The following is a 24,243-nucleotide window of genomic DNA, read 5'->3' as shown; positions in this document are numbered from 1 at the left end:
GGCCGGCTCACATTCCGGCGGGCGTCGGGAGGAGGAACTCCCGCAGCGTCGAGGCGAGCTGCTCGGGCGCCTCCTCGGCCATGTGGTGGCCGGAGTCGATCGTCGCCACGCGCACGTCGTCGGCCCAGTCGCGCCAGATCGCACCCGGATCGCCGTAGAGCGCCACCATCTCGCCGGTGGTGTGCCCGTCCCCGGCGGCGTAACAGAAGAGCACCGGGCAGGCGATCCTGCGCCCGGCGGCCTGGTCGGCGTCATCGGCGCGGCGGTCCACGGTCAGCCCGGCCCGGTAGTCCTCGCACATGGCGTGCACGGTCTCCGGGTTGGTGAGCACCGCGGCCAGGTCGGCGTAGGCGGCGGCGCCCATGTGCTTGTCGGAGATCTGGTACCAGGCCAGCGGGTCCGCGCAGATGAGCGGCTCGGCCGGCTTCTCGGTCTGTCCCAGGAAGAACCAGTGCCACCAGGTGCTCGCGAAGCGCGCATCGCTGCGGGCCAGGGCTTCGCCGATGGGTACGCCGTCCAGCACCACCAGCCGCGACACCGCCGCCGGATGATCGAGGGCGAGCCGCTGGGCGACGTAGGCACCGCGATCGTGTCCCGCCACGGCGAACCGGTCGTGCCCGAGCATCCGCATGAGCTCCACGACATCGCCCGCCATCGCCCGCTTGCTGTAGGCCCCGTGCCCGGGTGTCTCGGCGGGTTTGCTGGACAGGCCGTAGCCGCGCAGATCCGGGCAGACCACCGTGAAGGAGTCCGAGAGCAGGTCGGCGACGTGATGCCAGGTCATATGGGTACGCGGGTGGCCGTGCAGGAGCAGCAGCGGCGGCCCCTGGCCACCGTGGCGGACCCGTAGCCGTACCTCGCCCACCGGGACCGTCTCCAGCGTGAAATCGTCGAACATGCCGATCCTCATCTCCAGCCGTCGGACTCTCTAACCCCCGACGGGAGGTTTCGCGCCGACACGAACTGGCTATTTCTCTAACTGTGCAGGTAGATGCTCTATATGCACCTATTGTCAATAGTCGGCGGATTCGGACCGTCACGAGGTGAGGGGATTCTCATGGACGCCATCGTGTTGCTGAAGGAAGACCACAAGACCGTCAACGCGCTCTTCAAGGAGTTCGAGAAGGGCAAGGAGTCCGCGACGCCCGCTGCGAAGCGCAAGATCGTCGACAAGATCATCACGGAGCTCACCACCCACGCCTTCATCGAGGAGACGATCTTCTACCCGGCCGCGCGGGCGGGCGCGCCCGACACCACCGACCACATCCTGGAGAGCGTCGAGGAGCACCACGTCGTCGCGTGGCTCCTGTCGGAGCTGCAGAACCTCGACCCCAAGGAGGAGACCTACGACGCGAAGGTGACGGTCCTCATCGAGAACGTGCGCCACCACGTCGAGGAGGAGGAGAAGGAGTGGTTCCCCGAGGTGCGCAAGGCACTCGGCCGCAACCGGCTCCTGGAGCTCGGCGAGCAGATGGCGGCGGCGAAGGCCAAGGCGCCCTCGAATCCGCTCAAGCTCAGCTCCGCCAAGGCGTAACGACGATGGCCACCCCCAGCCCCGCCCGGGCCCACATGCCCAGCGACGTCACCGCCCAGCCGGGGTTCTTCGACCGATTCGCCGAGCGTGCGGCGAAGTTCTCCGCCAAGCCGTGGTTCTTCGCGCTCTGCGTCCTGCTGGTCGCGATCTGGGCCCCGTCCTACTTCGTCATCGGCGATCTCGACACGTGGCAGCTCATCATCAACACCGCCACGACGATCATCACGTTCCTCATGGTGGCGCTGCTGCAGAACACGCAGAGCCGGTCGGAGATGGCGATGCAGGACAAGCTGAACGCCATCGCCGACGGACTCGCCGACCTGATGACGGCTCTGGCCGAGGACAAGCCCGGGCTGCACAAGGACGTGACCGAACTCAAGGACGCCGTCGGCCTCGAGGAGCGCGAAAGCGCCTGATCACTCCGCTGCGGTACGCCCGGCGGCTGTGGGCGTACCCGCAGCGGGGTGATTCTGGTGTGGGACCTGTGCGGCCGGAGCCCTGCGAGCCGGGGCCCGGCCGTGCGGCTGGGACGGCGCTGGACCGGGGTGGATGCGCGGCGGGACCGGCGCCGTGACGGGGTGGGCGCAGGTGACCTCGATCGCTGCACCGTGGTGCAGCAGCGGCATCCGCGCGTCGTCGCTGCCGTCGCGCAGCGAGTAGGTCGCCTCGGCCTGCGTGACGACCACCCGCAGCCGGAGCCCCCGCCACATCAGCGAGAACTCCAGCCGGCTGATGCGCTCCGGCAGCCGGGGGGAGAACTCCAGCACGTCGCCGTGGTCGCGCAGCCCGCCGAAGCCCCCGACCAGCGCGATCCACGCACCGGCTAGCGCCGCGATGTGCAGTCCTTCCCCGGTGTTGGCGTGGATGTCGCGCAGGTCCATCAGCGCGGCCTCGCCGAGGTAGTCGTGCGCGAGCTCCAGATGGCCGGTCTCCGCGGCGAGCACCGCCTGCGTGCAGGACGAGAGCGACGAATCGCGGACGGTCCGCTGCTCGTAGTAGGCGAAGTTGCGCGCCTTCTGCTCGGCCGTGAAGGCGTCGCCGCGCCAGTGCATGGCGAGCACCACGTCGGCCTGCTTGATGACCTGCTTGCGATAGAGGTCGAAGTAGGGGTAGTGCAGCAGCAGCGGGTAGTGCTCAGCCGGTGTCGCGGCGAAGTTCCACTCCTGCAGCCGGGTGAACTCCTCCGCCTGCGAGTGCACGCCGAGCTCGTCGTCGATCTGGATGTGCATCGCCGCCGCCGCGTCGCGCCACGCCGCCGACTCCTCGTCGGTGACGCCGAGGCGGCGGGCCTGATCGGGGTGGCGAGCCGCCGACTCCGCCGCCGCGAGGAGGTTCCGCTGCGCCATCAGGTTGGTGTAGACGTTGTCGTCGCGGACCGCCGTATATTCGTCCGGGCCGGTCACGCCGTCGATGTGGAAACGGCCGTGCCGATCGTGATGGCCCAGCGTGCGCCACAGGCGTGCGGTCTCCACGAGCAGGTCCACCGCGATGTCGCGCTCGAAGCCGGCGTCGCCGGTCGCCTGGACGTAGCGCCGGACCGCGTCGGCGATGTCCGCGCCGATATGGAACGACGCCGTCCCGGCCGGCCAGTAGCCCGAGCACTCGTGACCGCTGATCGTCCGCCACGGGAACGCGGCCCCGGCGAGCCCCAGCTGCTGCGCGCGCTGCCGGGCGAGCTCCAGGGTGTCCAGCCGCCACCGCAGGGCGTCCGCGACCGCCGCCGGGTGCGTGTAGGTGAGCACCGGCAGCACGAACATCTCCGTGTCCCAGAACGCGTGGCCGTCGTAGCCCGGCCCGGTCAGGCCTTTCGCCGAGATCGGGCGCTGCTCGGCCCGGGCTCCCGCCTGCAGCACGTGGAACAGGCCGAACCTGACCGCCTGCTGCACCTCGGGATCCCCGTCGATCCGCACGTCGGCGGCGTCCCAGAAGGAGTCGAGGTAGTCGCGCTGCTCCGCGAGCAGTCCCTCCCAGCCGGAGAACCGCGCACCGGCGAGCGCCGCCCCGACCTGGTCCCGGATGGCGGGCACCGATCGGCGGCTCGACCAGCCGTAGGCCAGGAGCTTCGTCAGGGTCAGCCGCTCGCCGTCGGCGAGCTCGCACGCCACCGTGGTCCGGGCCCAGTCCTCGTACGCCTCGGTGCTGACATCCGTACGCACGGCGCAGTCGACCTCGTGCACCATCGCCGCACCGGCCCGCAGCTTGCTCGTCCGGGTGCTGTGCACCAGCAGCGCCGTCCCGTCGTCGGTGACCAGCTGCTCCTCGGCCACGAGCGGCGACTCGAGGACGGCGGCGACCCGGGGATCCGTGCTCGGTGTGGCCGATGCCTCGTTGGCGACGAGCTCCGACTGCACGATCAGCCGGATCGAGCAGTTCACCGGCTCCACCTCGTAGCGGACGGCCGCCACGGAGCGCTGGGTGAACGAGACGAGCCGGGTGCTGATCACCTTCACCACGCTGCCGCCGGGGGAGCGCCAGACCAGCTCGCGGCGCAGCGTGCCCGCCCGCAGGTCCAGCACCCGCTCGTGGGAGAGCAGCTCGCCGTGGCGGACGTCGAGGGGTTCATCGTCGACGAGCAGCCGGATCAGCTTGCCGTTGGTGACGTTGACGATGGTCTGCCCGGACTCGGGGTAGCCATAGCCGGCCTCCGCGTAGGGCAGCGGCCGCAGCTCGTAGAACGAGTTCAGGTAGGTGCCGCTGATCCCGTAGGGTTCGCCCTCGTCGAGGTTGCCGCGCAGCCCGATGTGCCCGTTGGCGAGCGCGAAGACCGACTCGGACTGGGCCAGCACGTCGAGGTCGAGCTCCTCCTCGCGGACGTGCCAGGGTTCGACGGGAAAGCCGTGCTCTCGGATCATGCCAGCAGCTCCGTGAGATCGTTGACGACGAGGTCCGCCCCGTTCTCCCGCAGGGCATCGGCGTGGCTGCGGCCGTCGGTGCGGTCGCCGTCGGTGCGGTCGACGCCGACCACGAGGCCGAAGCCCCCCGCCCGGCCCGCCGCCACCCCGGCGAGCGCATCCTCGAAGACGGCGGCCTGCGCGGGTGTCACACCGAGGAGTTCGGCGGCGTACGCGAAGGTGTCCGGCTGCGGTTTGCCCCGCAGGCCCCGGTCGAGCGCGACGTTGCCGTCGACGCGGACGTCGAAGAGCTCCTCGAGGCCGACGGCGGCGAGCACGTCGGGGGTGTTGGCGCTGGCGGAGACGACGGCGGTCCGCAGGCCCGCAGCACGCGCGGCGTGCAGAAACGTGACGCTGCCCTGGAAGACGTCGACGCCGTCGGTGCGGATGCGCTCCAGGAGGAGCTGGTTCTTGCGATTGCCGATCCCGAAGACCGTGTCGAGGTCCGGCGCGTCGTCGGCCGAGCCCTCCGGCACCGTGATCTGCCGCGAGGCGAGGAAGGCGCGCACGCCGTCGGCCCGGGCCCGGCCGTCGACATAGCGCTGGTAGTCGCCGACCGGGTCGAAGGGCTGGTAGGGCTGTCGCAGCGCGTCGGCGCGGCGGCGCAGGAACGCGTTGAACGTCTGCTCCCACGCCGCGTTGTGGACCTTGGCGGTCTGCGTCAGAACGCCGTCCATGTCGAAGAGGCAGGCGGTCACCCGCTCCGGCAGCTTGATCCCTGACCGTGTCATCAGTCCGGCCAGCGGCCGGTGATCCGGCGTACGCCCACCGCACCGCCACGGTCCACGGCGGCCTTGACCACCGCGAAGACCGCGCCCTGAAGCGCGGCCGCGATCAAGATCTCCCGCCACGTACGCCGCTCGTCGGTCGCGTTGGGCGTGTCGTCCTCTCCCGAGGCGAGCCGCCACAGCTGCTTGAACGCCATCCCCGCGGCGACACCCGCGAGCGCGCCGCCGATGAGCCCCACCGGCTTGTATACGATCTTGCTCGTATTCACGATCGCCTCCATGTGTCGCTCGTACCGTGACGCCGGTATACCCAGTCGACGCCGACTCTAAGCTCTACAAATGTGCTCGCTCGGCCTTGACCTGGCACGGTACGCAGAGCAGGGCGGCCGGTGCGGCGAGCAGTCTCTCGGTGGCGATCGGCAGCCGGCAACCGTCGCACCTGCCATAGGTGCCGCGCGCGGCACGCTCCATCGCCGCGGACAGGGACTCCCGTCGCTGCCGCAGGCGCTCGGTGAGGATCTCCTCGGTGTCGAGGTCGGTCGCCTTGGAGCCGCCGTCGGCGATGTCTCCGGTGTCGTCGCCGAGCCCCTGCCGCAGTCCGGCGAGGACCGAGAGCTGCACCTGGTACTCCTCGTCCACCTCCGCGTACCGCTGCATCAGTATGACCGCGGGATCGTTCTCGCCGGTGTGGAGACGGTCGGTGCGGCTATCGGGGAGTGCGGGCGCTTCGCGCATGGTCGTCATGACCGGGTCCCTTTCGACGGTGCCAGAAGGATCCGGCGCGGAGCTATGCCCGGTGCGGCTCCGCCGCAAACCCGGGCAGCTCACGCGGTTGGCGCGCCACCGAGGCGTGGCTTGCCCGCGGACCGGGTATGAGCCAGGGCATCGAGAGGAGACCATCCGATGCTGCGCTCCCCGGCGGACCTGATCCGCCTTGCCGCACACCAGATCTCCAAGCTGGTCACCGACGAGCTGAGAGCCATCCGCACCCAGCTGATCAACCGGGCGCGCCCGTATCGGACCGGGGCCGCGCTGGTCGCCGGCGGCTTTCTCACCGTCCTCTACGCCTTGGCGGCGCTGCTCGTCGCGGGCGGTCTGGGGCTGGCGACCGTCCTGCCCGGCTGGGCCGCCGCCCTCGTGATCGGGGCGTGCCTGCTCGTCGTCTCGGCGATCCTCCTCCTGGTGGGCCGCCGCCACCTCGAAGCAGCTCGCCAGAACCCGCCACGCCGGATCATCACCAGCAGGGCGGCCGAGGTTCGCGACGAGGTGCCGTCTCCGTAGGCGGGGCCCGGTGTGCCGCGAAGCTCCCGAGGATGAGGTGGCGGCCGGCCGCGCGTGCCGCACGCGCCGCCGGCCGCTCACGGTCAGCCGCGGGCGACGACCGTGCCGAGTACGCCGGTCGCCACCGACCAGTCCGCCGACACGACGGTCGCGTGGTTGAGCGCGAGCAGGTTGATCCGGGCCAGCGCCTGTGCCTGCGTCGGGTTGACCGGATCGATCGCCGGGGCCACCGCCGACGCATCGGTCATCACCAGCAGGTAGTGGCGGGTGTCGTACCAGGCGGTGGTGATGCTGCCGTTCATGTAGGTGCTCGCGGAGCCGTCGAAGACGACGAACCAGGGCCGGATGTTCGTCTCCGAGTAGCGCGTGCGCGGGTCGCCGGTCGCCGCGTCGAGCACCGCCGGGAACGCCTGCGCGGTGGCGAGCTGTCCGGCTGCGTTGAGATCGCGCAGGTGGCGGCCGTACTCCACGTCGGTGTCGAGGCTGTCGAAGGGGTTGCCGCGCTCGAACGTACCCGGGATGATCTCGATGAGTACCTTGCCCGCGAGGGCGGCGCGGGTGGCCCAGTTGTCGCCGAGTGCCGCGTCCTCCAGGGTCGCGAAGCGGCTGCCGTCCGGCTTGGTGGCGAGGTCGATCGGGCGGTAGACCTTGCTGCCCAGCCGGCTCGCGACGAGGGTGTCGAAGTCGCGCGGGCCCAGGGCGTAACGGCTGTCGAACCCGGCCTTGAGCTCGATCTTCAGGTGCAGCGGGCGGTGTCCGGGGTGGGCGTCGCTCCAGATCCGGATGTCGTCGAGGCAGACGCCGAACTGCTGGTCCCGGGCACCGGTGCGCAGCTGCGCGGCGGTCGTCGCGGCGGTGCAGTTGTTGCTGGTGCCGAAGAGCTCGTGGTTGACGCGCCAGCGACGGGTGGCGGTGTCGACCCAGATGTCGAACTCCAGCAGGTTGGCGCCGGTGTCGAGCGCGTCGGCGAGGTAGGGGAACTTCGCCTTCTCATAGGTGTTGTGCACCCCGACCGCCGTGGTCCCGGTCAGGCGAAGGGCGTCGGTCGGGGCGGCGGCGGCGGCCGGAGCGTTGGCGCCGAGGGCGAGCGCGAGGGCGGCGCCGACGACAGCAATCGATGATTTCAAATGCATGAAGTCACCGTAATTGCTCGGTGATGTCCAAACCAGAACAATTTTCATGAACGTTGGGTGAGCGGGCGTGGGTGTGCGGGAAGCGGCTCGCCCGCACACCCGACGAGGGGTCAGCGGAGCGGGCGCGTCAGCCGGATGGTGATGAACTCGTTGTCGTCCGGCTGCCCCGGCGTGCGTCCCGATGAGAACGGGAAGTTGTTGTCGTTGACGACTCCCAGCGTCCGGTCGTCGAGGAGGATGACGTCCTCGATCGTCTGGAACGGGAAGCGGAAGGTGCTCGCCGTGCCGCCCAGGTGCCTCGGGTCCGCGATGTCGAGCAGGTCCGCGACGACGGTCTTGTCGACGGCACCGTCGGCGTCACGATCCCGTACGTCGACCATGAAGATCTTCTTGAACAGGGCGGTGGCACCCTGCCCGTTGTCGCGCTCGATGACGAGGAAGCGGTCCCGGTCCACCGAGATCATGTCGCCGATCGCGTTGGCGGATGACTCCAACCGATAGGTGAAGCGCTGGTCGGTGTAGTGCCCGGCGCGCCGGTCGTACTGGTAGATCCGCAGCGAACCCGCCGGGTCACCGCTCACCGTGCCCTCCAGCAGCGGATAGAGATAGCGTCCGTCCGCGGAGGACGCCATCCCCTCGAAACCCTTGCTGCTGGGCAGGTTCGGCGTGACGCCGAGGATCGCGGCGCTCTCCGGCGCGTGCACGTCGGCGAGCGGCACCGGCGCCGCGAGCAGCCGACCGGCCCGGTCGAAGTGCAGCAGGAAGGGACCGAACTCGTCACCGATCCAGTAGCTGCCGTCGGACGCCTTGACGATCGACTCCACATCGAAATCCGACCCGGTCAGCACCCGGTCCGGCCGGGTCAGCGCGAAGGGCACCAGCCCGGCCGGGTCGGTGAGGTTGACCCCGCCGACCACGTCGACCGTCCCGGTGGCGTAGTCCGGGATGACCCGTTGCACGCGGAGCACGAAGTCGCCGCTGTTGGCCTTGTTGCCGTAGCCGTTGTCGGAGATCACGTCGAAGCTGCCATCGGAGTTGCGGGCGATCCCGCTGAAGCCCTGAACGGGCTGGTCGGCGAAGGGCGGCACGATCCCGTTGATCGCAGCCGTGCCCAGCAGCGCGCCGGACGGGTCGCTCGCCGGGACGAAGGTCGTCGCGGGCAGCGACGCGAAGCCGGTCAGGGTGGCCTGGCCGAAGCGGTCCGGCCGGTGCTGGAATCCGGCACCGGCGGGGGTGGCGCCGCTGGCGGGCGCGGCGACGGACAGGGTCAGGACCGCCAGACCGGCGGTGGCGAGGCGGGGCATGCGTCTCATGGGTCCTCCTAGGTGGTGACCCGTCGGACGCTAGAGATCCATCCTGAACACGTCGCGAACACCACCGAACACCCCAAAGACCTCGGCGGGTACGCCGAGAGCCGCCTCCGGCGTACCCGTCGAAGGTTCAGGGTTTGCGGCCCACCGCGCCGAACTCGGTGACGACGGTCGTGTCGTTGCCGTCGGGCCGCCACTGCGACACGGTCAGCACGCCCGGCTCCAGCAGCTCCAGCCCGTCGAAGAAGCTGGCGATCGCCGCCGGTGTCCTGGCCGTGATCGGGGCGGAACCGCTGGCGTTCCACATCTCCATCGCCCGCACGACCGCCTCCTTGTGCACCTCCGTGGTGGGGTGCGAGACGACCAGGTAGCTGCCCGACGGCACGGCGTCGACGAGCCGGCGCACGATCGCGGCGGCCTCGTCGTCGTCGACGACGAAGTTGAGGATGCCGAGCAGCATGATCGCGATCGGCTGGTCGAACTTCAGGGTCCGCTCGGCGGAGCCCAGGATCGCCTCCGGATCGCGGATGTCGGCGTCGATGTAGTCGGTGGCGCCATCTGGCGTGCTGGTGAGCAGCGCGCGGGCGTGGACCAGCACCATCGGGTCGTTGTCGACGTAGACGATCCGGGCCGACGGCGCGGTCTGCTGCGCCACCTCGTGCGTGTTGCTCGCGGTCGGCAGACCGGTGCCGATGTCGAGGAACTGCCGGATCCCGGCCTCCCCGGCGAGGAAGCGGACGGCCCGGCCGAGGAACTCCCGGTTGTAGCGGGCGGACTGCACGAGCTCGGGCATGAACGTGAGCACCTGCTCCGCGGCCTCCCGGTCGACGGCGAAGTTGTCCTTGCCGCCGAGCAGGTAGTTCCAGAGGCGGGCGGAGTGCGCCACCGATGTGTCCAGCCTGGACAGTTGATCCATGGTGCACCTCGCAGCTTGTCAAGATCGGAGTTCGGCGATGTCCGGGAAGAAGCCTAGGGTAGACGCCACGGCGGCCCGGCGGTGTCCACCCCCACGAAAGAGGTCGATGCCCAGGTGCGGGGCCTAGAGCTCGGCGGCGATCCGGTGCAGGATGTCACGGGACTGCTCCGGCGGGGGTGCCTGGATGCAGAGCTTCTCCATGACGATCGCATACTGGTCGACGTCGTCGCGCTTGTCGAGATAGAGCGAGCTGGTGAGCTGCTCGACATAGACCACATCGGGCAGATCCGGCTCGGCGAAGCGCAGGATGCTGAAGGCACCGCCAGACGCCGCGTGGCCGCCGAGGTGGAACGGCACCACCTGGACCCGGACGTTGGGGATCATCGCCGCCTCGGCGAGCGCGTGGATCTGCTTGCGCATCACCTCGACCCCGCCGATCGGGCGGCGCAGCACCGCCTCGTCGATGACGGCCCAGAACTGCAGCGGGTCATGCAGCCGGGTCAGCACCTGCTGGCGGAGCAGCCGCAGGTCGACGCGGCGCTCGATCTCGTCGGGGGGCGAATGCCCGTGCCCCAGCATCACCACGGCCCGCGCGTAGTCGCGAGTCTGCAGCAGCCCCGGCACGAACTGCACCTCGTAGTTGCGCACCAGCGAAGCGGCGGCCTCGAGCCCGACGTAGGGGTGGAACCACGAGGGCAGCACGTCGCTGAAGCGGTTCCACCAGCCGGGGGAGTTGGCGTTGCGAGCCAGCGCCAGCAGCCGGTCGCGCTCCACCGGGTCGGTCAGGCCGTAGAGGGTGAGCAGGTCGGCGACGTCGCGCTCCTTGAAGCCGACCCGGCCCAGCTCCATCCTGCTGATCTTGGACTCGGAGCCGCGGATGCGGTACCCGGCATCCTCACGGGTCACCCCCCGCGCCTCGCGCAGCCGACGGAGCTGGGCGCCGAGGAGCATGCGCAGGACGGTCGGCCCGCCGGGAGTGTCGCCAGGTGTGCCGGCGTCGGATGGCGGCGTCGTCACGCGCTGACCTCCATCCGTCTACCACACCTGGACACATCGGGGATGTAAGCATGCCATGATCCGTTCGTACGTGGATGACGGCTGCGCACCGACGTTGTAACGTCCTTTGCTCCCGCAATCTTCCCAGTTCAGCAGTTATCTCGGGCCACGCGGGGCCGCGTGCCGCCGGGCTAGTCGATCAGGTCGTCGAAGTCGCCGTCGTAGACGCCGCAGAGGAACGCGGCGATCTCGGCGTGCGTGAAGACCAGTGCCGATCCATCGGGATCGCGGGAATTGCGGACCGCGACGCCCTCGCCGTAGGGGAGCCGGGCCACCTCGACACAGTTGCCGCTCGCGTTGCTGCGCCCGCTCTTGCGCCATGTCAGCTCCGCGCAGCCGGGCGACTGGTCGCCTGGGCCGCCGCCGGAGGCACTCCTCGCCATGACGCACCCCTCATCCACCGCAGACGTCCTCAACCGACGTTCCCGAGTCAAATGCACGTGCATCTGCGCTTGCATTTGCCATGTGCAAGGCGCATCATAACGCAAGTGGCCTGCACCGGGTCGCTGACGTTTGGTGATGTATTCCCAACCATCAACCCGCTGGTCGCAGACGACCGAAGCCCTGCACGAGCCGATCGGTCACCTGCGGATAGCCGCCGCATGGGCAGGAAGGGGAACGCAGCAGTGGATCCGACCGACACCGCCGCGACGACGTGGCACACCACCCACGTCGATCCCCGCACCGGCCTGCTCAATCGGCGTGCCTTCCACGAACTCGCCGCGCTGCGGCAAGGTCGATCGCCCTGCCCTCACGTCGCCGTCGTCGCAGCGCTCGACGACGGTGAGGCGATCTCCCACGAGTTCGGGTCCGAAGTGGGCGACCTGGTGCTCGTCGCCGTCGCCCGCCGGTTCGCCGACTACACCACCGGCCACCCGGCGGCACATCTCGACTCCGGCCGGTTCGCCGCAGTCGTGATCAGCTCAACCACGATGGACGGCACGTCCTATCCCGACGCCCAGACGATGACGCGGATCCTCGCCGAGCCGATCTGGACATCCGGCAGGTGTGTTCGCGCGAGGGTTTCGGTGGGTCTGGCGGATCTGGAACCCACGGCCGACCTCGCGCTCGTCCTCGACCACCCGGTCGGGGTTCTCCCCCGGACCCCCTCGCTCCACGAGTCCCCCGTGGACCGTGGTGCGCCGGCGACCCGATCGGGTCCCCGGGCGGCCTGCTGCGCGGCTGTGGTCCACAGTCCGCACCGGCGCCGCCCATAGAGTCCGTGTGTGGTCCCGGCCGCTGCCTGCCTGGACCACACACGGACTCTTACCCTCGTCCGTGTGGGCGACTCATCCGGTTGTCGGGTAATTCGGTTGTCGGGCCCGAAGGGCTCCTGGTCTACTCGAAGCCGGAGCCACCAGAACGTCGATCAAGGAGCTGAGATGCGAGCTGCAGTCATGTCACCCCAGGAAGGACCATTCGCCTATCTCGAGGACATGACTGTTGAGCACGCTGAATCTAGGAATTCTCGCCCATGTCGACGCTGGTAAGACGAGCCTGACCGAGCGGCTGCTCTACGCCGCCGGTGTCATCGACGAGATCGGCAGTGTCGATGACGGCAGCACCCAGACCGACTCGCTGGCGCTGGAGCGACGGCGCGGCATCACGATCAAGTCGGCGGTCGTCTCGTTCGCCGTCGGCGACACCACCGTCAACCTGATCGACACCCCCGGCCACCCGGACTTCATCGCCGAGGTGGAGCGGGTGCTCAGCGTGCTCGACGGCGCGGTGCTCGTCATCTCCGCCGTGGAGGGCGTGCAGGCGCAGACCCGGGTGCTGATGCGGGCCCTGCAGCGGCTGCGGATCCCCACGCTGCTCTTCATCAACAAGATCGACCGTCGTGGCGCCCGCGAGGCGGAGCTGCTGCGCGCCATCGCCGAGCGGCTCACCCCGGCGATCATCCCGATGGGGTCGGCGTCCGGGCTCGGGACCCCGGACGCGTCGTTCGTCCCCCACCGGGACCGCACCGGGCTCGAGGTGCTCGCGGAGCACGACGAGGAGCTGCTCTCGGCGTACGTGGCGGATGAATCGGGGATCACGGCCGGGCGGGCGCGCGCGGAGCTGGTGGCACAGACCGGCCGGGCGCTCGTTCACCCGGTGTTCTTCGGGTCGGCGATCACCGGTGCGGGGGTCGCGGAGCTGATGGCCGGAGTTCGGGAGCTGCTCCCGGCCGCCGGTGCCGACGCGACCGCGCCCGCCTCGGGCACCGTCTTCAAGGTCGAGCGCGGCGCGGCGGGGGAGCGGGTCGGCATCGTGCGGATGTTCGCCGGGACCCTGCGTGTAAGAGACAGGCTGCAGCTCGACCGGGGCGAGCCGGGCAAGGTCACCGGGATCGGGGTCTTCGCCGACGGCACGCTGGACCGGCGCGACCAGGTCACCGCCGGGCAGATCGCCAAGGTGTGGGGCCTCGGCGATGTGCGGATCGGCGACCGGCTGGGCGAGGCCGCACCGGTCTCGCGGCACTTCGCCCCGCCGACGCTGGAGACGGTCGTCAGCTCGGTCCGGGCCGCCGACCGGGGTGCGCTGCACGCCGCGCTCACCCAGCTCGCCGATCAGGACCCGCTGATCAACCTGCGCCAGGACGAGCTGCGGCAGGAGCTGTCCGTCTCGCTCTACGGCGAGGTGCAGAAGGAGGTCATCCAGGCCACGCTCGCCGACGAGTTCGGGCTGATGGTGACCTTCCGGGAGACGACGACGATCTGCATCGAGCGGCTCGACGGCGTCGGCGCGGCGGTGGAGTTCATCGCGAAGGGCCCCAATCCGTTCCTCGCGACGATCGGGCTGCGTGTCGAGCCCGCGCCGGTCGGCACCGGTGTGCGATACCGCCTGGAGGTCGAGCTCGGCTCGATGCCGCTGGCGTTCATGACCGCGGTCGAGGAGACCGTCCGGGAGACGCTCGGACAGGGGCTGCACGGCTGGCAGGTGCCCGACTGCGAGGTGGTGATGACGCACTCGGGCTACTGGGCGCGGCAGAGTCACGCGCACGGCACGTTCGACAAGAGCATGTCGAGTACGGGAGGCGACTTCCGCCTGCTCACGCCGCTGGTGTTGATGGACGCGCTGCGGGCGGCCGGGACGACCGTCTGCGAGCCGATGCACCGGTTCCGGCTGGAGATCCCGTCGGGGATCTTCGGATCGATGCTGCCCGCGCTGGTCCGACTGGGCGCGATCCCGCAGACATCGTCGGCGGCCGGCACGACCTCCATAGTGGAGGGAGAGCTCCCGGCCGACCGGGTGCACGGGCTGGAGCTGCAGCTGCCCGGGCTGACCAGCGGCGAAGGGGTGCTGGAGACGGTGTTCGACCACTACCGGCCGGTGGTCGGGGTGCCGCCGGAGCGGTCGCGGACGGACCACAATCCGCTCAACCGCCGCGAATACCTGCTGCACGTGGTGCGACGGGTGTGACCGGAGGCCACACACCGCTTCAGCACCAACTCTTCAAGAGTTGGTGCTGAAGCGGACAGCGCAGCGGCGCGTCCTCCGATGCCGCATCAGGCGGACAGGCTCCCGAAGAAGCCGCGGATGTCGGCGGCGAGCACCTCGGGCGCCTCGTGAGCCGCGTAGTGACCGGCCGCGTCGCGCTCGGAGCCGGCCGCGGTGCCGACGTCGTAGGAGTGCCAGCTCACGATGTTGCCGTGGTCGCGCTCGGCGAAGGTCCGGATCGACTGGAAGTCACCGGCGAACATCGCCAGCCCCAGCGGCACGGTCGTCGGCCCCGCGGGCTCCGCCTGGTGGTGCGCGTCCTCGTAGTAGAACCGGATCGACGACGCCGCGGTGCCGGTCAGCCAGTAGAGCGCGATGTTGGCGACGACGAATTCGGGATCGAGGTTCTCGCCGAAGAGCTGCCCGTTCCACGCGAGCAGCCCGACCGGCGAGTCGGCGAGCGCGAACGCGATCGTCTGCGGCTGCTGGCTGTGCAGGGTGTTGAAGGCCGACAGGTTGTCGACGAACCACTGCAGCTTCGCCAGCGCCGCGTGGTCCTCGGCGGTGAGCGTCGCGAACTCGGCCGGGTCGCCCGAGGGGAAGGAGAAGATCTGCGTGACGTGCGTGCCGATCACGCTCTCCGGTGCGAGCCGGCCCATGATCGGCGAGATCATCGACCCGCCGTCGTTGCCGACCGCCCCGTAGCGCCGGTAGCCCAGGCGCTCCATCAGCTCGACCCAGGCCGCCGCCGTCCGGTGGGTGCCCCAGCCGGTGCTCTGCGTCGGTCCGGAGAAGCCGAAGCCGGGCAGCGACGGGATGACCAGGTGGAACGCGGGGTCGGTGGGGTCGGCCGGCTCGGTCAGCGGCTCGATGACGTCGAGGTACTCCAGGACCGAGCCGGGCCAGCCGTGGGTCAGGATCAGCGGCGTCGCGTCCTCGCGCGAGGACCGCACGTGGATGAAGTGGATCTGCTCACCGTTGATCTCGGTGGTGAACTGGTCGAGGGAGTTGAGCCGCTTCTCGGTGGCGCGCCAGTCGAACTCGTCGAGCCAGAACGCGGCCAGCGCGCGGACCCGCTCGTTGGTCACACCGTAGGCCGCGCCGACGCCCGGCAGCTCGTGCGGCCACAGCGCCCGGGTCAGCCGGTCGCGCACGTCGTCGAGCCGAGCCTGAGGGATCTCGACGCGGAATGGGCGGATCTCGGTCATGGTGTGCCTCCGTGAGTTGTGCTCTGATTCTCTGGTCGACTGGAGCGGAATGCTTCGTTCCGTTTCAACTGTAGCAGAGCGGAACGATCCGTTCCAGTGTTAATCTCGGTGCCATGACAGTGACTTCCGGCCTCTCCGGCCGCCGGGGCCAGGCCGCGCGCAACGACGAGGTCATCCTCACCGCGGCCCGCGAGGTCTTCCTCGCCAACCCGTCCGCGCCGATCGCCGCGGTCGCCGAGCGCGCGGCAGTCGGCATCGGCGCGCTCTATCGGCGGTACGCCGCCAAGGAAGACCTGCTCCGCAAGCTCTGCCACGACGGCCTGCTCCGCTACATCGCCGAGGCCGAGGCGGCCGCCGACGAGCCGGACGACTGGCGGGCGTTCACCGGCTTCGTCGAGCGGATCGTCGACGCCGACGTGCACTCGCTCACGGTGCACCTCGCCGGGACCTTCACCCCGACCGAGGAGATGAACCGCGACGCGATGCGGGCAGGCGAGCTGGCGGAGGGCATCTTCGTCCGGGCACACCGGTCCGGGAAGCTGCGGCCGGAGGTGGTCACCGCCGACCTGGTCCTCGTCCTGGAGGGGTGCGCGGCGGTCCGGGTCCCGGATGCGGTGCGCAGCGCCGAGCTGCGGCGACGCTACCTCGCGGTGCAGCTCGCGGGGCTGTCGGCGCGAGACGCGGGAGAGCTGCCGGGCCCGCCGCCGACGGCGATGGAGCTCAGCTGGCGCTGGCAGCAGCGCTAGCGGGCGCGGCGCACCCCCATGATCGCGCAAGAAGCTAGCGGGCGCGGTGCATCCCCGTGATCGTGCAGAAAGCCGGCGGGCGCGGCGCACCCCCTTGATCGTGCAGAAAGCCGGCGGGCGCGGCGCACCCCCTTGATCGTGCAGAAAGCCGGAAACATGCCCTACGCGACCGGCGCGAGGGGCATGTTTCCGGCTTTCTGCACGATCAGGGAGCGCCAGCGCTGCGAAAAGGCGGCTCGCTCACGCTACGCGGCCGGGCCGGGCCGGGCCGCTACGCGGCTGGCGTGCGGCCGTGTCGGCGGACCATCCCGGCCGCCAGCGGCGCCCGGTCCAGGTCCCCCGCCGCGATCCGGGTCGCGATCGTCCGGCGCACCATCAGCCCGGCCACCGACGGCAGGTGCCGCGCGATCGCCATCTCGAACCGCCCCCGCCGGGTGGTGGCCACATTGGATGGTGCCTTCCGCGCCGTCGCCGCCCGCAGGATCGCGGCGATCACGCCCTCGACGGGCTCCAGCCGCGACACCCCCTGCAACGACAGCCCGGCCTCGGCCGAGGCGTCGTGGATCGGTGAGGCCACCATGCTGGGGTAGACCACGCTCACCCCGATGTGCGTACCCACCTCCAGCCGCAGTGCGTCGGCGTAGGCGACCAGTGCCCGCTTGCTCACCCCGTAGGCGGCGGCCAGCGGCAGCGGCAGCACCGCCATCCGGCTCGCCACGAAGATCACCCGCCCGCGCGAGGCTTCCAGCGCCGGAACGGCAGCCGCCGTCACGGCCCACGCCGCCACGAGGTTGACCTCGATCTGCTGCCGAGCCGCCGCGCCCGGCGCGAACTCGGCCGGCGCCGGCCCGCCCACCCCGGCGTTGTTGATCAGCAGGTCGAGCCCGCCGAGGAGCTGGGCGGCCGACTCCACGGCCGCTGCCGCCGCCGCGGTGTCGGTCAGGTCGCACGAGAGGACCGTCACCCCGTCGACCTCCCCGCCGTGCAGGTCGATGCCGACGACTCGGGCTCCGGCCGCGGTGAGGGTATGGCAGAGCAGCCGCCCGAAGGTGCCGCTCGCGCCGGTGACGATGGCGCGGCGTCCGGTCAGATCACTCATCGGGCTGCACTCTCCAGGCTCGAAGAATTCTCGGGGCGAGTAGGAGGCGAAGGCCAGGTGATCCCGCGCCCCCGGTCGCGACGCCGGGCACCGTCGCGCAGCTCCCGCGCGGCGAGCTCGAGGTAGGCGTCGAAGTCGATCCGCATCGCCGGTCGGCGGTCGCCCCACCGCTGCGTGGCGGCCCGCAGGACGGCGTCGCAGTCGGCGGCCTGCTCGGCCCGGGTGGGCAGGGCGTAGGCCCCGGCTAGGTGCCCCGCGACGAGCCTGGCCTGCGCCTCCACGACGGGCAGCGCGGCACCGGTGGACTGCATCAGGCCGACGAACATGAGCCCGGGCGCGTCGAGGTGGAAGATCCGGCGGTAGAGCGGCAGCCGATCGGCGCCCGGCCCCAGCAGCGCCGGATCGAGGAAGGGCAGGTCGATGCGGTAGCCGGTGCACCAGACGATGAGGTCGACCTGCTCGCGGGTGCCGTCGACGAAGGTGACGACGCTGCTGTCGATGCGCTCGATCCCCGGGCGCGGGTCGATCTCGCCGTGGCTCAGGCGCGACAGCAGGGCGTCGGAGAGTGTCGGATGGTCCTGCAGGAAGCCGTGCTCGGGTTCAGGCAGCCCGTAGCGGGTGGGGGAGCCGACGGTGAGGCGCAGCATCGTCTGGCTGATCACCTGGCGCACGCGCCACGGCAGGCGCTTGGCGAGCGCGCCGTTGAGGGTGTCCGACGGCTTGCCGAGCAGGTGCTTCGGCACGATCCAGACGCCTCGGCGCAGCGAGAGCAGGGTGCGTTCGGCGACGTGGGAGGCGTCGACCGCGATGTCCATCGCCGAGTTGCCGCCGCCGACGACGAGGACCCGCTTCCCGGCGAGCTGGCTGGGGTCGCGGTAGTCGTGGCTGTGCAGCTCCGCGACGGCGGGGGTGCCGGGATAGACCGCCATCCGCGGGCGGCTGTTGTGGCCGTTGGCGACGACGACGGCGGCGAAGACCTCGGTGGCGGTGCCGTCGGGTCCGGTCGCGGTCACCGCCCAGCGGCCGTCGGCCAGCTGCTCCACCCGGTCCACCGTGTGCCGCAGGGCGACGCGGTCGGTGAGGTCGTAGCGGTCGGCGTACTCCTGGAGGTAGGAGGCGATCCGGGTGTGGTCGGGGTAGTCGGGCCAGTCGGTCGGCATCGGGAAGTCGGCGAACTCCGTGCGGCCCCTGCTCGTGTTGAGGTGCAGGGTCCGGTAGGCCGACGAGTGCGGTCCGCCGAAGGCCCACAGGCCGCCGACGCGCTCGCCCGCGTCAAACCCCTTGGCCGGTACGCCGACGTCGGCCAACGCCTTGAGCGTGGCGAGCCCAGCGGGTCCGGCGCCGATGACGGCGACGACTGGTGCGGCGTCAGCCACGGTGACCTCCGGCAAAATTAATCCAACGATTGTTGGATAATGACTCGCCCCGCGCTGATCGTCAAGTGAAGCGACCCGGAACTCAGGCGTACATGCGGTCCAGCCAGCGGTGGACCCAGGACCGGAACTCCTTGCGGTCCGGCGACCCCGCGGAGACGTGGGCGTGGACCGCCCAGACGAGGCTGCGCACGGCGATGTGCGGGTGCGGCTCGTGCAGCAGCCCGGCCTCGGCGGCACCGTCGAGCACCTGCTCGACCGCCTGGTAGAGCGGGGTGGCGAAGGACTCGTCGAGGTCGGTGTGGCGATCGGGTTCCGACCAGCGCCGCAGCCACAGCCCGGTCGTCTCGGGCACCTCCTCCAGGAAGTCGACGAACGCGTCGAGCAGCGCGTGCAGCCGGTCGAAGAGTTCCGCCTTGCCCTCGGCGATCCCGGCCTGTGCGGCCGCCACCGCGTCGATGAGTGCGCTGCTCTCGGCGGCGAAGACCCGGGCGAAGCAGGCCTGGTAGAGCTCGGCCTTCGTGCCCGCGTGGTGGTGCACGGTCGCGACGTCGACCCCGGCCGAGGCGGCGACGTCGCGCATGCCGACCGCGTCGAACCCGCGCCGGGCGAACAGCGCGGTCGCGGCGAGCACGATGTCGTCGGCGGTGTCGCGCTGCTCGGCGCGTCGGGGCCGGCCGGGCCCCCGGCGAGGTGTGGTCATGGCTCCTATCGTGCCCTACAATCCAGCGAACGTTGGATTAGCCCTCCAGGGAGCCGCAGATGACCGAGTCAGCCCCGACGCAGCGGCTCCCGCGCTCCGGCCTCCTCGCCTTCGCGGGCGGCTCGATCGGCATGGGGGTCTGGGTCACCGTCCCCGGTCTGCTCCTACTCTATTTTCTCACGGATGTGCTCGCGGTCAGCCCTCTGCTCGCCGGATTCGTGCTCCTCCTGCCGAAGATCGCCGATGTGCTGCTGCACCCCTGGGTGGGGCACCTCTCCGACACCGATCTGCGCAAGCGCGGGCACCGGCGCGGGCTGATGCTGCTCGGCTGCGGGCTGCCCTTCGCCTTCGCCGGGCTCTTCGCGCTCCCGGCCGGGCTCACCGGCACCACCGCCGCGATCTGGGTGATGGTCTTCTTCATCGCGGGCAACCTGCTCTTCGCGACCTACCAGGTGCCCTATCTCTCGACGCCGGCGGATCTCGCGATCGGCTATCACGAGCGGACCCGGCTGATGGGGTTCCGGATGGTGGTGCTGACGCTCGGCATCCTGCTCAGCGGTGTGATCGCGCCGATCATCTCCGGCAAGGACAACCCGACGCGGGGCGGCTACGCGCTGATGGGCGCGATCCTCGGCGCGGTGATGCTCGGTGCGATGCTGATCGGGCTGCGCGGCGTGCGGACGCTCACGACCGTGGCACCGACGCCGCCGGTCGCCGCCCCGACGCACGCGGCCGGGCTACGCACCCTGCTCGCGGCGCTCGGCGACCGGCAGTTCCGCTGGCTCGTCGCCGCCTACCTGCTCATGTCGACCACGACCCACCTCGTGCTCACCGCGGTGCCCTACTTCGCGGAGTACGAGCTGGGCAAGCCCGGCCTCACCACGGTCCTCGTCGCCGCCTTCGTGGCACCGGCACTCATCGCCACCCCCGGGTGGGTGTGGCTGACCAAGCGCATCGGCAAGCAGCCCGGTCTGCTGATCGCCCAGCTCGCCTTCGCGGCGGGGTCGGTCGTCCTGGCTTTCGGGCGGCCGGTGGGCGTACCCATCCTGGTGGGTTGTGTGGCCGTGCTCGGCGTGGCGTTCGCGGCGATGCAGCTGCTGCCCTTCTCGATGCTGCCGGACGTGGTCCGGGCCGGCGGCGCGGCGGGGACCGCGCGGGCCGGGTCCTATACCGGGATGTGGACGGCGGCCGAGGCGACCGGCGGTGCGCTGGGCCCCTACCTCTACGCCGCGTGCCTGGCGGTCGGCGGCTTCATCGCGACCGGGGCGGGGGAGCAGGTGGTGCAGAGCGAGCGGGCGCACGACCTGATCCGGCTCGGGTTCGGTGTGGTCCCGGCGGTGCTGATGGTCGTCGCGGTGCTGCTGCAGCGGCAGTACACACTGGACGCGAGACTGCGGGACGCATCGCCGACAGTCTAGTTATAGATCCATATGTATCGTGAGTCGATGAAGCTGAAACTTGCTCTCGTCTCCCTCGTCGCGGCAGCCGCGACGGTGCTGGTCGCCCCCACCGCGGCGCTCGCCGCACCGGACTCGCTCGCCTGCTCCGCGGCGGGCAGCTACAGCCGGGTCATCCTCGGCACCCCCACCACCTACTGGCTCGTCGGCTCGGTCGGCAACTACCGCTACTGGCACGTGGTCAGCCCCACCACGCCCGAGACCTACCTGCGCAGCTACGTGGTGCTCTGCAGCGGCAGCACGATCAGCTGGTCGGCGGACCTCGCCGTCACCTCGACGTCGGGCGACCGCTGCGGCACCACCTCGAGCCTGCTCGCGCAGTACGTCGGCTCCCACAACAACGTCATCGGGGGCGTGACCTACGCCTTCCGCTACTGGCACATGAAGCGGTTCGTCAGCAGCGGCACGATCTTCTACCTCGTCTACGACCACTCGGAGCTCGCTCGCTGCGTCGTCTGACGCGGCCGGCACCGGCCCCGGCGGACCGGGGCCGGTGCCGATCAGAACGGGTGCGGGTCGATGACCCGGTGCGAGTAGACGCCGGTCCGCAGCGCCTGGACGCTGTGGTGATCGGCGCCGACCGAGGCCGCGAGCCGCTCGACGATCGCGGCGTGGTCGGTGCCCGGGCCGGACTCGCCGAGGCCCCGCAGGATCAGCGCGAGGTTGGCCTCGCAGCGCAGCGCGTCCGGATGCTCCGACCCGAGCGACTCGGCGAGCAGCGCCAGCGTCCGCTCGGCGACGGCCCGCGCCGCCGCGAGATCGCCGTCCTCGGCGAGGCAGACCGAGAGGTTGGTCTGCGCGCCCAGCAGGAAGGGGTGGCTCGCCGGCAGGTGCTGCGCGAGCTCGTCCGCCGCGTGCTGGGCGAGGCTCCGCGCCTCGACCCGGTCGCCGAGCGCGCGCGTGACGGCGGAGAGGTTGCTCATGCAGATCAGGGTGTGCGGGTGTGCGGGGCCGAGGGCGGCCCGGTAGTCCTCGATCAAGGCCCGCAGCTCGGCACCCGCGAGCTCGTTGCGCCCCATCGCGAGCAGGTTGGAGGTGCGGCCGAGCCGGCACGCCAGCGTCTCGGTCTGCCGCTCGCCGAGGCGGCCGCGCAGGCGCTCGTAGGCGTCGTCGAGCAGCGGCATCGCCTCCTCGGGGCGGCCGTCGGCGCGCAGCGAAGCGGCCAGGTTGACCTGGGCGATGACCGCCTCGGTGCCCTCGGCGCCCCGGGCCGCGACGATGCCGTCATAGACCTGGCGCAGCATCGCCACCGACTTGGCGTAATCTCCCGCGTCGCGGTAATCGCGGCCGAGACAGGACGCCGAATGGAAGGTGGCGGGATGGTCCGGGCCGAGGACCTCCCGGCGCCGGGCGAGGACGTCCTCGTCCCGGTGCGTGGCGCTGTGGAAGTCGCCCATCAGCCGGAACGAGACGGCGAGGTTGTTCGCCGCGGCGAGCGTCCGCGGGTGGTTCTCGCCGAAGACCGCCATCGCCGCGTCGTGGGTGGTGGCGGCGAGTTCGAGCGCCTGTGGGTAGCTGCCGAGGCCGCGCAGGTCGGCACCGACGCTGCCCATCGTGATCACGGTGTGTGGGTGGCGGTCGCCGAGCAGCTCCCGCTGCGCCGCGAGCACCTCGTTGTCGAGGTCGCTCGACGCCTGGAACCCGTCGGTGCTGCGCAGGATGTTGGCCAGGTTGAACCGCAGGTTGAGCAGCTGGCGACGCAGGGCGGTCCGGTCGCCCGCGAAGGCGGGGTCGTCGAGCAGGGCGGACCACTCCTGGGAGATCCGCTCGCCGAAGCGCTTGCCCGCGAGGAGGTCGCCGCGCAGCCACAGATAGCGAACGCGGTCGATGAAGAGCTGGCGGGTACGCTCGTCGCGGCAACCGGTGGCGTCCGAGATGAGCAGGTGCGGCCACATGCTGCGGAACCGGGGCCAGGTCGGGGGATCGTCCACCTCGCCGTCGGGCCGCGCGCCCGCGAGCACGAGGTGGATCTCGTGCCGGGTCTGCCGCTGCTCCTCGGTCGACATCCGTCGCTCGACGACCCGCTGCAGCCGCCGGTGCACGTAGATCTGCGCGGCCTTGTCGTCGATCTTTATCAGGGCCAGCCGGTTCAGGTTCTGCACCAGGATGGTGCGCATCAGCCGCTCCGACGCCGACGAGTCGAAGGGGACCAGCGCGTCGGCCATCTCATCGCCGTAGAGCATCTCGAACGGGATCTCCGGCGCCAGCATCGAGCAGAGCTGCAGCAGCTTGAACGCCGCCCGCGACCTGCCCGCGAGCCAGTCCAGCGACATCTCCCACGCACGGACGGTCAGCTCGGCGGGTGTGCCCTGGCCGAGCCGGCGCAGGTAGTCGGCGACCGGCGTACTCGTCTCGGCGAGAAACGCCCCGGCGACGGAGACGGCGAGCGGCAGGTCGCCGAGCGTGCCGGCGAGCGAGGCCGCCTCCGCGTCGGTGAGCAGGGGCATCCTGCGCCGCAGGTGGGTGATGCTCTCGGCGCGCTGGAAGGCGTCCACCGGCATCGGATGGGCCCGGTCGTGCCAGGCGGGGTTGCCGGAGGTGAGGATGACGTGGCCTCCGCCGGTCGGGACCAGCGGCGAGATCCGTTCGAAGTCGTCGGCGTTGTCGAAGACGATCAGCCAGCGGCTTGTCGGCTCGCCCCGGCGCAGCGCCGCCAGCAGCAGTCCCGTGTTCGCCTCGGAGGAGGGGTCCAGCTTCATGCCGAGCCGGCTCGCCAGCTCCAGCAGCGAGGTGTCGACGAACTGCGGTGGCTCGGCCGCGATCCACCAGACGACGTCATAGGCGGTGCGGAAGCGGTGGGCGTACTCCACCGCGATCTGGGTCTTGCCGGAGCCGTCGGTGCCGTGCAGGGCCACGGCCCCGGTCGGCTGGGTGCGCAGCCGGGCACGCAGGTCGCGCAGCGCGGCGTCGCGGCCGGTGAAGCGCGGGTTGCGGGCGGGCGCGTTGAAGACCATCGGCTCGGTGCCGGGAAACCGCGGGTCGGCCGGGAGCGGCCGGGATGCGCCGCCGTGGCCGGTGAGCCGCAGGACCCGCTCGGCCGCGCTCGCCTCGTCGAGGCCGTGCAGGACCGCGGATCGTTCGGCCGGAACGGACGCGAGCGGCCGGACATCGGCGACGTAGACCGCCAGCGTGTTGCGGCCGCCGCCGGTCGCGGCCATCGGCTCCGCCGAAGAGACGATCAGCAGGGTACGCAGATCGGCCGGCAGACCGTGCGGGTCGGCGGCACCGGGCGCGTCGTCGATGATGCGGGCGCCCGCCGAGACGAGGAGTTCTTCGATCCACTCCGCCCATGCCCGGTCCGTGGCCGCGTAGCGGAGGATGAACGAGCCGGTGGCGGAGGCGGTGCCGGTGGATGTCTCAGTCATCAGTCTTCATCCCAGTCCTG

At 70.9% G+C, this 24,243-nt stretch carries 22 protein-coding genes and 1 pseudogene; 8 read left to right on the top strand and 15 right to left on the bottom strand.

What is annotated here, in order from left to right; genetic code table 11:
• Positions 1-7: 7 nt before the first annotated feature.
• Positions 8-898, bottom strand: a complete 891-nt coding sequence (locus tag F4553_RS11015; protein WP_184835109.1) for an alpha/beta fold hydrolase — start codon at positions 896-898, stop codon at positions 8-10.
• A gap of 159 nt (positions 899-1,057) precedes the next feature.
• On the opposite strand from F4553_RS11015, the gene F4553_RS11010 reads away from it, so the two are divergent.
• Positions 1,058-1,534 (top strand): hemerythrin domain-containing protein, encoded by a 477-nt coding sequence (locus tag F4553_RS11010; protein WP_184835107.1) that lies wholly within the window; start codon positions 1,058-1,060, stop codon positions 1,532-1,534.
• Positions 1,535-1,539: 5 nt separating this feature from the next.
• Positions 1,540-1,950, top strand: a complete 411-nt coding sequence (locus F4553_RS11005) for a low affinity iron permease family protein (protein WP_246466279.1) — start codon at positions 1,540-1,542, stop codon at positions 1,948-1,950.
• A 75-nt stretch (positions 1,951-2,025) separates the two neighbouring features.
• Here the strand turns inward: F4553_RS11005 and F4553_RS11000 are convergent.
• From F4553_RS11000 to F4553_RS10985, 4 genes and pseudogenes are all read right to left on the bottom strand, one after another.
• A pseudogene (locus F4553_RS11000) lies at positions 2,026-4,386 on the bottom strand (glycoside hydrolase family 65 protein); the annotation flags it as partial.
• On the bottom strand, positions 4,383-5,156 hold the full coding sequence (locus F4553_RS10995; protein WP_184835103.1) for a beta-phosphoglucomutase family hydrolase: 774 nt from the start codon (positions 5,154-5,156) through the stop codon (positions 4,383-4,385). The gene F4553_RS10995 and the pseudogene F4553_RS11000, both read right to left, overlap by 4 nt.
• The gene (locus F4553_RS10990; RefSeq protein WP_312875157.1) at positions 5,156-5,422 is read right to left on the bottom strand and encodes a DUF4235 domain-containing protein; all 267 of its coding nucleotides are present in this window, start codon (positions 5,420-5,422) and stop codon (positions 5,156-5,158) included. Before F4553_RS10990 ends, F4553_RS10995 begins: the two co-directional genes overlap by 1 nt.
• A gap of 64 nt (positions 5,423-5,486) precedes the next feature.
• Complete coding sequence (locus F4553_RS10985) at positions 5,487-5,897, bottom strand: TraR/DksA family transcriptional regulator (RefSeq protein WP_184835099.1); 411 nt, start codon at positions 5,895-5,897, stop codon at positions 5,487-5,489.
• 159 nt (positions 5,898-6,056) lie between these two features.
• Here F4553_RS10985 and F4553_RS10980 point away from each other — a divergent pair, with 159 nt between their 5' ends.
• On the top strand, positions 6,057-6,434 hold the full coding sequence (locus F4553_RS10980; RefSeq protein WP_184835097.1) for a phage holin family protein: 378 nt from the start codon (positions 6,057-6,059) through the stop codon (positions 6,432-6,434).
• Between the two features lie 83 nt (positions 6,435-6,517).
• Here the strand turns inward: F4553_RS10980 and F4553_RS10975 are convergent, their stop codons facing one another.
• The 5 genes from F4553_RS10975 to F4553_RS10955 all read right to left on the bottom strand — a co-directional run bounded on the left by F4553_RS10975 (position 6,518) and on the right by F4553_RS10955 (position 11,232).
• On the bottom strand, positions 6,518-7,567 hold the full coding sequence (locus tag F4553_RS10975; RefSeq protein ID WP_184835095.1) for a phosphatidylinositol-specific phospholipase C domain-containing protein: 1,050 nt from the start codon (positions 7,565-7,567) through the stop codon (positions 6,518-6,520).
• 110 nt (positions 7,568-7,677) lie between these two features.
• Entirely contained in the window at positions 7,678-8,880 is a 1,203-nt protein-coding gene (locus F4553_RS10970) for an esterase-like activity of phytase family protein (protein WP_221469853.1), read from the bottom strand.
• A gap of 127 nt (positions 8,881-9,007) precedes the next feature.
• On the bottom strand, positions 9,008-9,793 hold the full coding sequence (locus tag F4553_RS10965) for an SAM-dependent methyltransferase (RefSeq protein ID WP_184835093.1): 786 nt from the start codon (positions 9,791-9,793) through the stop codon (positions 9,008-9,010).
• 123 nt (positions 9,794-9,916) lie between these two features.
• Complete coding sequence (locus F4553_RS10960) at positions 9,917-10,810, bottom strand: Sco1979 family transcriptional regulator (RefSeq protein ID WP_512698870.1); 894 nt, start codon at positions 10,808-10,810, stop codon at positions 9,917-9,919.
• 170 nt (positions 10,811-10,980) lie between these two features.
• Positions 10,981-11,232: a DUF397 domain-containing protein gene (locus F4553_RS10955; RefSeq protein WP_184835091.1), complete on the bottom strand. Its 252-nt coding sequence runs from the start codon at positions 11,230-11,232 to the stop codon at positions 10,981-10,983.
• 243 nt (positions 11,233-11,475) lie between these two features.
• Here F4553_RS10955 and F4553_RS10950 point away from each other — a divergent pair, with 243 nt between their 5' ends.
• Positions 11,476-12,066: a GGDEF domain-containing protein gene (locus F4553_RS10950; protein ID WP_184835089.1), complete on the top strand. Its 591-nt coding sequence runs from the start codon at positions 11,476-11,478 to the stop codon at positions 12,064-12,066.
• A gap of 226 nt (positions 12,067-12,292) precedes the next feature.
• Entirely contained in the window at positions 12,293-14,254 is a 1,962-nt protein-coding gene (locus F4553_RS10945) for an elongation factor G (RefSeq protein ID WP_184835087.1), read from the top strand.
• A gap of 86 nt (positions 14,255-14,340) precedes the next feature.
• On the opposite strand, the gene F4553_RS10940 is transcribed toward F4553_RS10945, so the two are convergent.
• Complete coding sequence (locus tag F4553_RS10940) at positions 14,341-15,480, bottom strand: epoxide hydrolase family protein (RefSeq protein WP_184835085.1); 1,140 nt, start codon at positions 15,478-15,480, stop codon at positions 14,341-14,343.
• A gap of 113 nt (positions 15,481-15,593) precedes the next feature.
• On the opposite strand from F4553_RS10940, the gene F4553_RS10935 reads away from it, so the two are divergent.
• A complete protein-coding gene (locus F4553_RS10935; RefSeq protein WP_184835083.1) occupies positions 15,594-16,226 on the top strand; it encodes a TetR/AcrR family transcriptional regulator in 633 nt (210 codons plus the stop codon).
• Between the two features lie 271 nt (positions 16,227-16,497).
• Here F4553_RS10935 and F4553_RS10930 read toward each other — a convergent pair whose 3' ends face one another.
• The 3 genes from F4553_RS10930 to F4553_RS10920 form a co-directional block, all read right to left on the bottom strand.
• Positions 16,498-17,325, bottom strand: a complete 828-nt coding sequence (locus F4553_RS10930; protein WP_184835081.1) for an SDR family NAD(P)-dependent oxidoreductase — start codon at positions 17,323-17,325, stop codon at positions 16,498-16,500.
• On the bottom strand, positions 17,322-18,701 hold the full coding sequence (locus F4553_RS10925; protein ID WP_184835079.1) for a flavin-containing monooxygenase: 1,380 nt from the start codon (positions 18,699-18,701) through the stop codon (positions 17,322-17,324). Before F4553_RS10925 ends, F4553_RS10930 begins: the two co-directional genes overlap by 4 nt.
• An 82-nt stretch (positions 18,702-18,783) precedes the next feature.
• Positions 18,784-19,401, bottom strand: coding sequence for a TetR/AcrR family transcriptional regulator (locus F4553_RS10920; RefSeq protein ID WP_184835077.1), 618 nt, complete (start codon positions 19,399-19,401; stop codon positions 18,784-18,786).
• Positions 19,402-19,460: 59 nt separating this feature from the next.
• On the opposite strand from F4553_RS10920, the gene F4553_RS10915 reads away from it, so the two are divergent.
• Both F4553_RS10915 and F4553_RS10910 read left to right on the top strand, forming a co-directional pair.
• Entirely contained in the window at positions 19,461-20,819 is a 1,359-nt protein-coding gene (locus tag F4553_RS10915; protein WP_184835075.1) for an MFS transporter, read from the top strand.
• Between the two features lie 27 nt (positions 20,820-20,846).
• Positions 20,847-21,317 (top strand): hypothetical protein, encoded by a 471-nt coding sequence (locus F4553_RS10910; protein ID WP_184835073.1) that lies wholly within the window; start codon positions 20,847-20,849, stop codon positions 21,315-21,317.
• Between the two features lie 41 nt (positions 21,318-21,358).
• On the opposite strand, the gene fxsT is transcribed toward F4553_RS10910, so the two are convergent.
• Positions 21,359-24,223, bottom strand: a complete 2,865-nt coding sequence (fxsT, locus tag F4553_RS10905; RefSeq protein WP_184835071.1) for an FxSxx-COOH system tetratricopeptide repeat protein — start codon at positions 24,221-24,223, stop codon at positions 21,359-21,361.
• Between the last annotated feature and the right edge of the window lie 20 nt (positions 24,224-24,243).

The organism is Allocatelliglobosispora scoriae (assembly GCF_014204945.1).
GTDB lineage: Bacteria > Actinomycetota > Actinomycetes > Mycobacteriales > Micromonosporaceae > Allocatelliglobosispora > Allocatelliglobosispora scoriae.
Note: the sequence above shows the minus strand (reverse complement) of the source record. Positions and strands in the feature narration are given on the sequence as shown.